The sequence below is a fragment of the Candidatus Chlorohelix allophototropha genome, from assembly GCF_030389965.1.
GTDB lineage: Bacteria > Chloroflexota > Chloroflexia > Chloroheliales > Chloroheliaceae > Chlorohelix > Chlorohelix allophototropha.
Map to the genome: position 1 here is coordinate 2,756,881 of NZ_CP128399.1, position 12,985 is coordinate 2,769,865.

13 protein-coding genes are annotated in these 12,985 nt (G+C 47.0%); 8 read left to right on the top strand and 5 right to left on the bottom strand.

The window, feature by feature from the left end; translation table 11 throughout:
* The first annotated feature begins 8 nt into the window (after nucleotides 1-8).
* From OZ401_RS12065 to mce, 8 genes are all read left to right on the top strand, one after another.
* Entirely contained in the window at nucleotides 9-341 is a 333-nt protein-coding gene (locus tag OZ401_RS12065; RefSeq protein ID WP_341468492.1) for a cyclic-di-AMP receptor, read from the top strand.
* An 18-nt stretch (nucleotides 342-359) separates the two neighbouring features.
* On the top strand, nucleotides 360-1,115 hold the full coding sequence (locus tag OZ401_RS12070) for a zinc ribbon domain-containing protein (RefSeq protein WP_341468494.1): 756 nt from the start codon (nucleotides 360-362) through the stop codon (nucleotides 1,113-1,115).
* Between the two features lie 3 nt (nucleotides 1,116-1,118).
* Complete coding sequence (locus OZ401_RS12075) at nucleotides 1,119-1,421, top strand: DUF167 domain-containing protein (protein WP_341468495.1); 303 nt, start codon at nucleotides 1,119-1,121, stop codon at nucleotides 1,419-1,421.
* 263 nt (nucleotides 1,422-1,684) lie between these two features.
* Entirely contained in the window at nucleotides 1,685-2,437 is a 753-nt protein-coding gene (locus OZ401_RS12080) for a dolichyl-phosphate beta-glucosyltransferase (RefSeq protein WP_341468496.1), read from the top strand.
* Nucleotides 2,438-2,440: 3 nt separating this feature from the next.
* Nucleotides 2,441-3,550, top strand: coding sequence for a tRNA (adenosine(37)-N6)-threonylcarbamoyltransferase complex transferase subunit TsaD (tsaD, locus tag OZ401_RS12085; RefSeq protein WP_341468497.1), 1,110 nt, complete (start codon nucleotides 2,441-2,443; stop codon nucleotides 3,548-3,550).
* A gap of 217 nt (nucleotides 3,551-3,767) precedes the next feature.
* A complete protein-coding gene (locus OZ401_RS12090) occupies nucleotides 3,768-5,435 on the top strand; it encodes an ATP-binding protein (RefSeq protein WP_341468498.1) in 1,668 nt (555 codons plus the stop codon).
* A 60-nt stretch (nucleotides 5,436-5,495) separates the two neighbouring features.
* A complete protein-coding gene (locus tag OZ401_RS12095) occupies nucleotides 5,496-6,800 on the top strand; it encodes an AAA family ATPase (RefSeq protein WP_341468499.1) in 1,305 nt (434 codons plus the stop codon).
* Nucleotides 6,801-6,912: 112 nt separating this feature from the next.
* On the top strand, nucleotides 6,913-7,323 hold the full coding sequence (gene mce / locus OZ401_RS12100) for a methylmalonyl-CoA epimerase (RefSeq protein ID WP_341468500.1): 411 nt from the start codon (nucleotides 6,913-6,915) through the stop codon (nucleotides 7,321-7,323).
* A gap of 44 nt (nucleotides 7,324-7,367) precedes the next feature.
* On the opposite strand, the gene OZ401_RS12105 is transcribed toward mce, so the two are convergent.
* The 5 genes from OZ401_RS12105 to OZ401_RS12125 all read right to left on the bottom strand — a co-directional run bounded on the left by OZ401_RS12105 (nucleotide 7,368) and on the right by OZ401_RS12125 (nucleotide 12,702).
* Nucleotides 7,368-7,736 carry a roadblock/LC7 domain-containing protein gene (locus OZ401_RS12105; RefSeq protein WP_341468501.1) on the bottom strand — a complete coding sequence of 123 codons (369 nt, stop codon included), beginning with the start codon at nucleotides 7,734-7,736 and terminating at the stop codon, nucleotides 7,368-7,370.
* Nucleotides 7,736-8,269: a GTP-binding protein gene (locus tag OZ401_RS12110; RefSeq protein ID WP_341468502.1), complete on the bottom strand. Its 534-nt coding sequence runs from the start codon at nucleotides 8,267-8,269 to the stop codon at nucleotides 7,736-7,738. Before OZ401_RS12110 ends, OZ401_RS12105 begins: the two co-directional genes overlap by 1 nt.
* 21 nt (nucleotides 8,270-8,290) lie before the next feature.
* A complete protein-coding gene (locus tag OZ401_RS12115; RefSeq protein WP_341468503.1) occupies nucleotides 8,291-9,298 on the bottom strand; it encodes a DUF4388 domain-containing protein in 1,008 nt (335 codons plus the stop codon).
* A 214-nt stretch (nucleotides 9,299-9,512) separates the two neighbouring features.
* Entirely contained in the window at nucleotides 9,513-11,543 is a 2,031-nt protein-coding gene (locus OZ401_RS12120; protein ID WP_341468504.1) for a hypothetical protein, read from the bottom strand.
* 22 nt (nucleotides 11,544-11,565) lie between these two features.
* On the bottom strand, nucleotides 11,566-12,702 hold the full coding sequence (locus tag OZ401_RS12125) for a sortase (RefSeq protein WP_341468505.1): 1,137 nt from the start codon (nucleotides 12,700-12,702) through the stop codon (nucleotides 11,566-11,568).
* Nucleotides 12,703-12,985 lie beyond the last annotated feature (283 nt).

The window sequence follows — 12,985 nt, forward strand, 5'->3', positions numbered from 1 at the left end:
TTTACACTATGAAAATGGTCATAGCTGTAGTTCAAAGTAAAGATGCTGGTACCTTAGTAGATAAGTTGGTTGCCCGCCGCTACCGAGTAACTCGCATTACTACCAGCGGCGGCTTCCTTCGAGAAAGCAACGCCACCTTGCTTATTGGTGTAGAAGATGAACTGGTAAATGATGTGGTTTCGATTATTCGCGCTACCTGCCAGACACGTAATCGCTACATCAGCCCACTACCACCGATGACCGAGCCGGGTGGCGATATATATGTGCCAAATCCAATTGAGGTTCAGGTAGGGGGCGCGACCATTTTCGTGGTAAACGTTGACCAATACCTACGAATATAAAGCGCAAAGGAATCTAAAATGCCCCAGGATTTAATCAATCAGGTTCAAAGTATATTGAATAGTGTAGTGGCGGTTCTGCAAATTATCGCCACATTCCTGATTGCCTTTCTGGTGATAATCTGGCTTACCCTTTGTTTCTGGACTTTTCGCGATATACAATCACGTACCCGCGATATTGTAGCCCAGATTTTTGCTACCCTATTGGTAGTTTTTTTCAACATACCGGGAGTATTAATCTACTTGCTGGTGCGTCCTAAGCATACCCTTGAACATGAATACGAACAAAAACTGCAAGAAGAATATATGTTGCAGGATTTGGAAGAGCGGGAGATTTGCCCCACTTGCCGAGTTAAAACGCAGCCTGATTTCATGTACTGCTATAGTTGCCGCACCCGTCTGCGCAAAGATTGCCCCAGTTGCGGGCAGGTAATCAAACTGAAATGGCACAATTGCCCCTACTGCGGGATGGCGCAAAAACCGCCTAGCCGCGAAGAAACGCTCAATCGTATGAGTTTGCGTCCCGGTGCGCCACAGCGACCTGCTGCGGCAGCTACTACGGCGTTGACACGCGAGGATGTGGAGGATACTTCCCTTGCAAATATTCCGCAAACTTCCGGGCAACGATTCAAAGCCCCTTCCCTACGCGCCGGATATGCCGATGACTTTGAAGAGTCTGCTAACCTTCCGCTAGATGGTAATAATCACAATGATATTACCCGCCCGGATTATAGCCGCTACAAACCTCCCACCGAACGCGACCTCCGGGAAGAATAACAAATGTCCGCTTCAAATATAATCCAGCAAGATAAAGAGGGCGTAACCCTTTGGGTTAGAGTCGTGCCACGCAGTTCCAGAAACGGCGTTAGTGGAATAATCGAAGGGGCTGTAAAAATAAACCTGACTGCCCCCCCGGTTGATGGCGCTGCTAATGAGGCGTTACAGGAAACGCTTGCCAAGCTGTGTGGGCTGCATAAAAGGGATGTAACTATTTTGAGTGGACATACAGCCCGACAAAAACGGGTATTACTCCACGGCGCAAAGTTGGAGCAAATCAAAAAAACTTTGGGCTTACCGGACTAACCAATAGGGCAGTTGTAGAGTCGGAAAGGGAGTGTAACCCTACGGGTCAGAACGCCTGCCGGAATCGCAAGGGTTGTCCCTTGAACTCACCCTTTCTCCTCCGCTCCGGTCGGTGCAGCAGGCTATTGCCCTAAAACGTTTCTTGCAACAGCCCTAGAGCCGAATTTCAGAAAATAGGCGGGATATGCTAAAATTAGCAAGCTTAGATTGTAACTTTTCCATAGTTAAACAAAAATCTTAAAAGAAGGATAACTTTAGAAACTATGCCGGATAAAGACGCGCTGGTAGAAATAGTAATACCGGTCTATAACGAAGAAGCGATTCTTGAAAAGAGCGTAACCACCTTGCGCGATTATCTAAGCCAGCATTTCCCATATCGCTGGAGAATAACCATCGCCAACAACGCCAGTAAAGACCGCACCCTTGAAATTGCACGTCACCTTGAAGCGACCTACCCTGATGTGCATGTGTGCCACCTTGACCAGAAAGGACGTGGTCGGGCGTTACGCACCGCATGGAGTCAGAGCGATGCCGATGTGGTCAGCTATATGGATGTAGATTTAAGCACCAACCTGCAAAGCTTCTTGCCCTTGGTAGCGCCGATAATTACCGGGCATAGTGATATGGCAATCGGCAGCCGTCTAGCAAAAGGCGCGCGCGTTACCCGGCAGTGGAAACGTGAAATCATCTCTCGTATCTATAACCTCATCTTGAAGCTCTTCTTCTGGAATAACTTTACCGATGCTCAGTGTGGCTTCAAAGCCGGACGCACCACCATTGTAAAAAATTTGCTGAATCAGATTGAAAACCAAGAGTGGTTTTTCGACTCTGAAATGCTTTTGCTGGCAGAAGAAAAAGGGATGCGCATCTACGAAGTACCAGTAGATTGGATCGAGGATTTAGACACTAGAGTGAATATTTCAAAAACCGCCACCGAAGACCTCAAAGGCTGCGTGCGGGTGTGGAAGCAGCGGAGGGAACGCCGCATGCATGAGAAAAAATTTGCCAAAGTTTAACGTATGAACATTCTTGCTCTCGAAACAAGTTGTGATGAAACCAGCGCCGCTATCGTGCGTGACGGGCGGCATATACTGGCAAACGTAATTGCCTCTCAGATTGATATACACCAGAAATATGGCGGAGTAGTGCCAGAGGTTGCCTCTCGTCAGCATATTCTGTATATCACCCCCGTTCTGAAAGAAACGCTGGAAACTGCCAACTTAAGTTGGGCTGAAATTGACGCGGTAGCAGTTACCAACGGACCCGGACTGGCAGGCGCGCTGTTGGTTGGAGTAAACGTTGGCAAGGCAATTGCTTTTGCGCGCCAGAAACCGCTAATTGGGGTAAATCATCTGGAATCCCACATCTATTCCAACTGGCTAATTCCACCACAAACGGGCGATAAAGCGCACCCTGCCCCTCAGTTCCCACTGATATGCTTGGTAGTATCGGGCGGACATACTGAAATTGTACTGATTAGCGGGCATGGACACTACAAATTACTCGGCAAAACGCAGGATGATGCCGCAGGAGAAGCCTTTGACAAAGTAGCCCGCTTGCTTGGCTTGGGCTATCCCGGCGGACCACTGGTAGAACAAGCGGCGCAATCGGGCGACCCAACCCGCTTTCCTTTTACTCGTAGTTGGTTACGCGGTACTTACGACTTCAGTTTTAGCGGCTTGAAAACAGCCGTATTGCGAAAAGTCGAAGAATACCGACCCGCGCCTCCCAAACCTGCCCCTTTCTCTGGAGGAAACCAACAAGATAAACCTATCAAGCAAACCCCACTGGCTTTGAACGGTGATTTACCAGTCGCCGATATTGCTGCCAGTTTTCAGCAAGCCGCAGTAGAAACACTGGCAACCAAAACTGTAGCCGCTGCCGAAGCGCATGGGGCAAAAGCGATAATAATTGCCGGTGGAGTAGCCGCAAACAAGGCGTTGCGAGCAGCGCTTTCCGAGCAAGCTGCCCATCTCGCCAAACCTATATCTATCAGTTTCCCCCCTCCCATTTTGTGCACCGATAACGGAGCAATGGTTGCCGCCGCCGCCTATTTCAAGTTCAGATATGCCAAAGAGGCAATTGCCGAGTTGAGTTTGGATATTCGCCCTCAGTGGGAACTCACCTAGCCAAAAAGTACTACGTAATTACTTGAATTAGGTTGATACATTTTATAGGACTTTTTTAGTATTTCCTTGCTATATTTCTCATTTCTTGTTACCCGTTACAATCAATATAGTAAAGTATTACAGTAGTGGTTGGCTTACTCCTGATTTTAAAGCCGACTCATTTCCCACAAAACTCTATATTATTCAGAATCTCTAACTGAATAGAGGGTAATTAAAAATGCAGTTCTTAATTGAGCAAACCGCCGTAGAAGAAATGAATCGGTCAAACCTTACCCCCGATTGCTATGCGCGGGCTAACAACTACCCACATCATTTCTGGAAAAACGGTGAGAAAAACCTTGTTGTAAGAGCGCTCTATTCGGCTATAAGTGAAGCAAAAGTAAAGGGCGATATGGAATCGCTAGCTCACCTAATGCTGCACGAAAAACAGGTTAGAGAATGGGCAGCGGAAATGGAACGGCGCAAACAAGGTTTGCCAATCAGCGATGAACTGAAAGATTATCCGCATTATGTTGGAACAAGCGAAAATAACCAAGAAGAAGAGAATGAACCTGCCCCGGAAGAACCGGCTTATTTTCCCACAATTCCTAACAACTTGGAAGATTTAGGTTTGAATCGGGGTTTTGTATCGGAAATGCTATTGCGCTGCATTTATTTTAACGGTCGTATCACAGGAAATAAAATGGCTGCCCGCTTACGCATACCTTTCTACGGCATTATTCGAGAGTTGCTGGAAGAAATGCGGATGCAGGAATTACTAGATATCGGCGGGATGATTGGGTCAGGAGATGGCGGCTACGAATTTGTACTTACTCCTAAAGGAGTTCAGCGTGCCAGTGAACTGCTGGAAAAAACCGCTTACGCCGGAGCAATGCCCGTACCATTGGAAGAAGCGATAAAAGCCATTAAACTCCAGACCATTAAAAATGTAGTGGTCACTCATAAAAATATTCGCAAGGCTTTCGCCGATCTGATTATCCATGACTATGTATTAACCCAAATCGGTCCCGCTGTAAATTCCTGTTCTTCGGTCTTCTTATTTGGCGCGGCAGGCAATGGTAAAACTTCCATCGCCGAGCGCATCACGCGCCTGATGGGTGGCGATATTTACGTACCGCATGCTATCGAATCCGATGGGCAAATAATCAAACTCTACGACCCGATCAACCATGTGGCAGTGGATGATCCCACTTTGGATAAAAATTTGCCCTACGATGCGCGTTGGGTACGCATCAAACGCCCGGTGGTAGTTGTGGGCGGGGAGTTAACACTGGCAAGTCTCGACCTGATTTATAACGAAAATGCCAAAGTTTACGAAGCGCCTTTCCAGATGAAAGCTAACGGCGGTATCTTCTTGATTGATGACTTTGGTCGCCAGCAATGCCGCCCGATGGATTTGCTCAATCGCTGGATTGTACCACTTGAAAAACGCTACGATTACCTTACGCTGGTAACCGGTAAAAAAATGGAAATGCCTTTTGACCAGTTGATAGCCTTTAGCAGCAACCTTGACCCGATGGATATTGCAGATGAAGCCTTCTTGCGGCGCATCAAGTACAAAATCAACATCGGAGACCCAGACGAAAAGCAGTATCGCCAAATCTGGCAATTGGTCTGCAAGAGCAAGAAAATACCCTATGATGAGAAAGCGATTGACTACCTGATTGAACGGTATTATCTACCGCACAATCGCCCCTTCCGCATGTGTCAACCGCGTGACCTAGTTGATCAGATAGTTTCACTGGCGAAATACAATATGGAACCGCCACGCCTTACACCCGATTTGGTTGATAGCGCTGCCGCCACCTATTTTGTAGATACCAAAGGGCGAAACATGGTCACAATGGCAGGCGAGGGTCACAGTCAAATCCGCAAAGTAAGCTGATATGCTATACTAACAGGGATTGGGTGTTATCATCTCTGTTAGTATGAATTCAAGGATTCTGTGGAACTTAGCCTCTACCAAGCGCAATTATCAGCCAACCATACGCACCTTTTTATCCCATGTCCAACTGTAATAATTTTATGCGGACCTAGTGGCAGCGGTAAAAGTACCTTTGCCACTCGCAATTTTCCCGCTACTTGGATACTTTCCTCTGACAAATTGCGAGGGCTGATTAGCGATAATGAGCGTAATCAGGAAAGTAACAAAGACACCTTTGATTTGCTCTATAATTTGCTAGATACCCGATTACGCTACAAGCGCACTACAATAGTGGATAGTACGGCACTGAGAGTGCAAACCCGCCGGAAATTGCTTCAAATTGCTCACCGCCACGATTTCGCAGTTTTATTGCTATTAATAGATGCCCCCGAAAAACTCTGTCGTGAGCGTGATGCTGCCCGGATAGACCCACCGCCGGTAGGTGCAAAGGTAGTAGCAGAACAATTTAAGCTATATTGGGAAATCGAAAAAACCGCACAAAAAGAAGGCTTTGAACAAGTAATCAAACTAAACCAACATGAGATTTCCAACCTTCAAGTGGAAATCGTGCCACTCTCGCTAGAGAAACCTGAGCAACGCGGTCCCTTCGATATAATCGGAGATATTCACGGCTGTTACGATGAGCTTTGCGAATTGCTCAATAAACTTGGGTATCAGTTGGAGAATGGCGTTTACCAACACCCGTTAGGCAGGCGCACCATTTTTCTGGGTGATTTGATAAATCGCGGACCTAAAAATCTGGAAGTTTTACGGTTGGTAAGTGCTATGGTAAAAACCGATAACGCGCTCTTTACTCCCGGAAACCATTGTTATGCCTTATATAAATATTTTCAACAACCTGACAGCGTGGACTCCAATAATACCTGCGAGTGGATTGAACGTTTGAGTGCAAAAGAGTATGTGGAAGCAAGCGAATTGATCAATGCACTTGTAAAAGACGCACCACCATACATGATACTTAACCGAAATAAATTGGTGGTAGCGCACGCCGGTATCGAAGACCACATGATCGGGAAACTTACCACCCGTATCTTTAATTTCTGCCTGAACGGTGAAATATTAATTACACCGGAGGGCAATAAACAGCGCAAAAACTGGGCAGAAAATTATCGGGGCAAACCCTTGGTAGCCTATGGACATACGCCCACCACTAAACTCCTACCCGAATTTCGCAACAATACCGTAAATCTGGATCAGGGTTGCGTTTACGGTGGACGACTTAGCGCAATGCGTTATCCCGAAATGGAATTTATTCAGGTCAACGCTCATGCTGCTTATGTAGAGCGCAAAAAGCGAGGTGTTTGATGGTTCATGCAATTAGTTCAAGCTACACCAACTATTCAGAGTATCGGCTATAATAAAAGTAGTAACCGAAACGTTATTTGTACTTTCTCATCCTTACAGTAGGAGTCTCGAAATGGCAATAAATAAAATTGACCACATTGGTATTGCAGTTAAAGATTTGACTAGCTCTTTGAAATTTTACGAGGAAGCCTTAGGGCTAGAAAACATCGGTTTTGAGGTAGTGGAAGAACAGGGCGTGCGGGTAGCTTTCCTGACTGTGGGAGAAAGCAAAATTGAATTGCTCGAACCTTTGAACGAAGAGTCGCCAATAGCCAAGTTTATCGCCAAGCGAGGTGAAGGCATCCATCACATTTGCCTTGATGTTGAGGATGTGCCAGAAGCTTTGGGCGAACTCAAAGAGCGTAATCTGCAACTTATTGACCAACAACCGCGACGGGGCGCACATCATAAAGATATTGCTTTCGTTCACCCCAAATCCAGCAGCGGCGTACTTATCGAGTTAAGTATGGACGGCAAAGATTAGGCAACAAAAAAGGGCGGCTTGAAAACCGCCCTCCGCTTTTTTCTTTAGAACAGAACCTTCGCAATATCGCGCGCTGCCCGCTTCATGTAATATTGCACCATGCCTAGTTTCGCTTCTCGTTTTGAAATAACGGTCAATACCGCATCCTCACCTACCGCCATTAGCAATATATCACCATCGAGACCGCGAATAAATACCTGTTCCAACAAGCCACGATTCAATTCACCTGAAATGCGCATTGAAAGCGCCAGCAAAGCCGCGCTCATGGCGGAAACCCGGTCAGGCTCCACAGCATCCGGCAGATTCGAGGCAATAATTAACCCATCGAGGCTTACCACCGCCGAGGCTTCAATTTCAGGCGCAGCCGCCTGAAGCTTACGAAGATGCCCTACCAGCTCCTCACGGCGATTCATCAATCCTCCTCCGCATCAGCCAGAATAGTGTATAAAAGTTCGAGCAAAACTTTCTTGACACTATCCCGATCCTTTGACACGCAAGGAATGACCTTAACATCACTACTAAGACGAAGCGAGTAGCGAATATCCTCTGGAGACCACGCATTCTCTAGGTCTTGTTTATTGCAGGCTACAATAAAAGGGGTTTTACGGTATCCAGTGAAAAATTCAATGATGCGGATAGTTTCGCGGAAGGTATCCGGGCGGGTGCTATCTATCAGCACAATCAAGCCAAGCATCCCCTCTGACAAAATCTCCCACATAAAATCAAAGCGTTTCTGACCGGGTGTGCCAAAGAGGTGCAATACCAGATCATCCGCAATAGCGATTCGACCGAAATCCATCGCTACAGTGGTTTCTTTCTTTATCAGGCTGGTTTCGTCGGTAGCTTTTCGCTCGGTAGAAACGACATCTATTTCGCTAATAGCCTTAATAAATTCGGTTTTACCGGCTGCGACTGCTCCGGTAATAACCATCTTCACAGTTTGCACGAACTATAAGCCCTCCCGGCTTTACCGTCTGGATATGGCATCTATGATTCTGCGAATCAAGCTCTTTTTAAATGTCTGCGGTGGAAGAGGCGGACTTTGAGCCGATAGTCCGGGTCCCGGTGCAGCATTCACCCCTACCGCATACCCTGGGTTATACTGCCCATTAACCGGAACCTGAGCGCGTTGCTGCACAGGCGGTGGTACAGCCTGCGCTGATTTAGCCGGGGCAGGCGCGGGCGCAGTGACCGGTCTGGGAGCATTAGGACTGGCTAACCCAGTTCTGGGATAACCACCATTTAAAGCAGCTTGGGGCGGTTGCTTGGAAATAATAACCAGACCCGCCGACAGGAAACCGTACAGGATACGAGCAACATCAAATTCGCTCAGGTGTGTAAGTTGGGCAATCTGGCGAATCGAGTGCAAGCCATTGATACGGGCAAACACGCGCCATTCATCAGGTGTAAGGTTTACACCCTTAGCTTTTTCATGCGGCTGATCGCTAAAACGTACCACCACATCCAGATTCGGAATTCTATCACGAATTCGAGTCCACTCGTCAATGCGGCGCGTACCCTCCATAATGATATTTTCCACGCTCAGAGGAATAGTCAGGCTTTCGGGGGGAGGCTGCACATCTTGCTCAAATTTGAAATCCCCTTCGTTCCAGTTAAAAAGCCCGTAGGTTATTTCCTCAATTTGCAAACGCACGCATTTATTAATTTCGTCGGTAGAAATAATATTATTGCTTACCAGTATTGCACCCAGAGGCTTGTTTGGCTCGCGTGTGTGCTGGATACGTAAGGCATAGTTTACCTGTTCCTGAGTGATTCGACCCATTCGTACCAACATATCACCAAGACGTTCTTCTTGCCCGAAATGGGAAGCGTACACCAGTTTACCTGTCTGGAAATAAAGTTCGGCGCGATCTCCGGGTCTTTGCAAAGTAAGACGCCCGGTCTTATAGCCCCGGTCTACGAGGTAGAGAAATTCAGCCAGACCGAAGTCTTTAAGATTTCCTACTAGCGCCATTAGTGAACTAGCTCCTTAGAAAAAAGTTAGAAAACTCAGGAATAAAATCACCCATTAGTTGTATCGGGTATTTTTTTGATTTACCTGATTCAGACAAGTATTCCGCGTTCTTAAAATTATAACCTTACCTAAAAATAAGGTCAACGCTCTAAACCATATATTTAAAGCGGTCTCACCGTTAATTCCACAAGCCAGTGGCGCTAATACAACTATTTTAACGATCTTGTCGCACCAATCTGAAGCGACGACCAGCTAGTGTCAGAGCCGCCAATACCAGTCCACCGATTGGTAATTCACCGCCGGTTTTTGGCAATTGCTTGCTAGCATCGCTGCTACCGCCTGAACCGCTGCCGGTGTTATCGGGATTCGCATTATTCTGTGAAGGACCAAAGGTTGGTGGCACCCCGATAATTTCGGTGCCACCGGCAGCGCCACCCGGCAATCCGGTTGTAGTAGGGCTTGCAGCAGCCACTGTAGTAGTCGTTACCGTAGTGGTACTAGCGGTTGTGGTAGCCGTTCCATTAGTGGTAGCACGACCGGTAACGGTAGGAATAACTATCGGACTACTTTGTGCTCGTGTAGTAGCGGCTGGAGCAGCCGTTGTAGTAGGAACAGGCGTTGGTGTAGGAATTACCCCAATAGCGAAGGTAAAGCGCTTGTTGGAAACACCGTTTCCTTGTGAACCACTAACGTTAACCTGAGCTGAAAACTGACCATTTCCAAGTTTACCATCTGGTAAGGTGTAGCTTGTAGCCCCGCCAAGATCACCTGTATCAAGCACCATCTGACCGGTGCTATTGAAGAAAGAAAGCGAATAGCGTTCTACCTGAGTGCGCTTGAACCATTCAAAGGTAAAGGGAGTAGTGATACGTAAACCGCTAGCGCCCGGAGGTCCGATGCTGACATCGGTTACATCAATATTATCAACACGGGTAATTGAACCGGAACTAAAACTGAAAGAAGTAGTATTGAAACCACGCAAGGTTGAGCCACCCGGGTCTGAGTTGCGGAAGCGCAGATAATAACTTTCACCTTGCCCGGTACTACCCAAACCGCCAAAGAAAAATTGCCCGCTATTGTCTATAACTGCACTTGCTAGCACTTGTTCGCCCCCGGCTCTAACCCAGATTAAATCAATGGGAGCGCCTGCTACCGAACCATTTTTGTTTATTACTGAACCGGCTACTACACCACTCCCACTTGGAGGAGTGAGATTGACAGTAGCAGCAGCCTGTGTGGTTATTGGTTGTCCCGGTAAGGCGGGTGTTGGTGCAGGAGTATTGGTAGGGGTGGCGCTAGCTGTTACACCCGTTGTTGCTGTAGGCAGATTAGTCGGTGTGTTGGTCGGTGGAACCGGTGTGTGTGTTGGTGGAACCGGTGTATTTATTACTATTGTAGTTGCCGTTGGCGTGGATGTCGCTGCCCTAGTCGCGGTTGGTGCCAATGTTGCTGTGGCTGTTGCAGTCGCAGTTGGTGTTGCGGTTGCCGTTGGTGTCGCAGTCGCCGTGGCTGTTGCAGTCGCGGTTGGTGTCGCAGTTGCCGTGGCTGTCGCAGTTGGTGTTGCGGTTGCCGTTGGTGTCGCGGTCGCAGTTGGTGTCGCCGTTGCGGTTACACCTGTAACTGTGAAATCCACAGGAGTAGACGAAACCGCGGAAGAAGTAGTAAACGGATCGGAAGCATTTGCAGTATTGGCTAAAAATTGATTAGTATATGGTCCGGGAGTGGCAGGCGCAGTGCAATCAACCTGCGCTACAACATCTATATTCACTGTTGAAGTAACTACCAGTATCAGCATCATTGTGCCTGAAACCGGGAAAGTAGAAGAACCGTTGGCGATAGTTGCATTAGTTGAAGTTACCGAGACCCCAGAACAGGTCATACCTATTGAGAGATTATCCTGAATCGTTACAAGGGTTTGGTCACCACTATTAGCTCTAGTTCTGAACAAAAAAGTAAATGAAATATTACCGTTCGGGGAAACGGTGGGTGTACTTACGCCTTTACTAACATTTTGCAAACCGGGCGGGGCGAGTTGAGCTCCGACTGCAAGCGGTGCTACAAGGGCAGCGCTAAAACTCAACAAAGGTGATATTATCAAAAGCAAGGAAAGAGCAAGCCCGGCTATTTCCCACTTAGTCCAATTTAATCGTATTCGTCTCTTGCTTTTTATTCTTTGCATATTCACATTATTATTCTTTGAGTTTGATTTCTCAGCAGGAGACCCCTTTTTTTTAGCCCCGTTCATAGGTTTGTCTCTCCCTTGACGATCACCCGACCAATTTAGCTTTAACTACCAATCGTCTGGTTGCCAACCCCACCGGTGTACAAGTTATTAAGGTTGCCATACCTTCAGAGGTAGGAGCCATCACACGCACATCAGTTGGCGCTACCTCTATAATTTCCGAAACAATATAGCGATAAGAACCGGCGCTGGAATATACTTTTATTTCATCTCCCGGTATCAATTCATTTAACCGCAGAAAGACGCTACCTCTGATGTCACGATGCCCTGCCAGCACCATATTACTACTATCACCAGCATTGGCAGTTCCTTGATGAAATCCAACCGCATAATCTGCTACCTGCCAGTTACCAAGATTCACTATGACTTCTTGAACCGATGAGTCTACTCCGATTTTAGGCACTACCAACCGAGTAGGGGGCGCAAATCTAGGCTTGCCGGGTTGAACCTGTGTTGCCTGAACAATATAAGGCGTAGGAGTAGGCGCAACAGCTATTTGGCTGGCGCTTAGCGTTTCAACCAGCAACAAAGATCGTAAAGTTGGCGTAGGTGGCACCGGCAAGGGCGTAGCTGTTGGCGGCACATAGATATTGCCTTCCGCCATCACATTGAGAAAAAGCCCATCCGGGCGGCTTGGGCTGACATTTCTGTGATCGGAACCTGAAAAATCAATTGAAATTCCGAACTGTTGCAAAGCCCAATTGCCAACTACCACCATCACTGCAATTATTACTAAACCTTCCAGAGTCCAACCAATAAAATCAAGCAGCGAACGAGAACTATTTGTGGCTCTGGTTTTTACTGGAATATCACGAGCGGTTTGGAATTCAGGCGGTTTAAAGCGGCGGGTGTGATCATCGCCGAATTTGGCAAGTTCAGAAGCGCTCTTGGTATCCTCAAGCTTGCGATCCAGCAATACATCCTGTTTAATTTCAACCGGTATTGCTGAAATATCCGGTTTATAATTTACAGGCTTGCGTCCGGCTTCATGACGCAATCGCAAGCGACGCTGTTCATCTAGTTGCTTCTTTGCCAACCAAATTTCGCGCTCTACCGAAGAAAGTCTTTCGAACTCTTCGGCGGATAGGTCTAATCTACCCTTGATAGTAGGATTGGAAGGGAAATTCTGCGCGGATCGATTTTGTGCTCCGTCGCCTTGCATCCAAACTGCCCGACCGTTCTGATGCTACGCTTTTTTGCAGCGCAGGTGAGCTTTCAGTAAACATAACTAATATATCTCTCAACATAACATAACATAACACGCTCAGTATTGCAATAGTATATTATGCACAGTACAAAAAGTGTAATCGCATTTATATATTTTGTGAAAATAAATTGAGTAATGTATTTTCATTATTCAGTTGCCAAGTTAGCTGAGTAGGAAAATAACTTAACCGCAGCCCAAAAGGCTGTCTTTTTATAGACAAATTGAGAGAAGTGAAAAT

Coding starts and splice junctions, on each gene's coding strand:
- OZ401_RS12115 (WP_341468503.1), bottom strand. CDS start 9,298: ATGGCGCTAGTAGGAAATCTTAAAGACTTCGGTCTGGCTGAATTTCTC.
- OZ401_RS12120 (WP_341468504.1), bottom strand. CDS start 11,543: ATGAACGGGGCTAAAAAAAAGGGGTCTCCTGCTGAGAAATCAAACTCA.
- OZ401_RS12075 (WP_341468495.1), top strand. CDS start 1,119: ATGTCCGCTTCAAATATAATCCAGCAAGATAAAGAGGGCGTAACCCTT.
- tsaD (WP_341468497.1), top strand. CDS start 2,441: ATGAACATTCTTGCTCTCGAAACAAGTTGTGATGAAACCAGCGCCGCT.
- mce (WP_341468500.1), top strand. CDS start 6,913: ATGGCAATAAATAAAATTGACCACATTGGTATTGCAGTTAAAGATTTG.
- OZ401_RS12105 (WP_341468501.1), bottom strand. CDS start 7,736: ATGAATCGCCGTGAGGAGCTGGTAGGGCATCTTCGTAAGCTTCAGGCG.
- OZ401_RS12125 (WP_341468505.1), bottom strand. CDS start 12,702: ATGCAAGGCGACGGAGCACAAAATCGATCCGCGCAGAATTTCCCTTCC.
- OZ401_RS12090 (WP_341468498.1), top strand. CDS start 3,768: ATGCAGTTCTTAATTGAGCAAACCGCCGTAGAAGAAATGAATCGGTCA.
- OZ401_RS12080 (WP_341468496.1), top strand. CDS start 1,685: ATGCCGGATAAAGACGCGCTGGTAGAAATAGTAATACCGGTCTATAAC.
- OZ401_RS12065 (WP_341468492.1), top strand. CDS start 9: ATGAAAATGGTCATAGCTGTAGTTCAAAGTAAAGATGCTGGTACCTTA.
- OZ401_RS12070 (WP_341468494.1), top strand. CDS start 360: ATGCCCCAGGATTTAATCAATCAGGTTCAAAGTATATTGAATAGTGTA.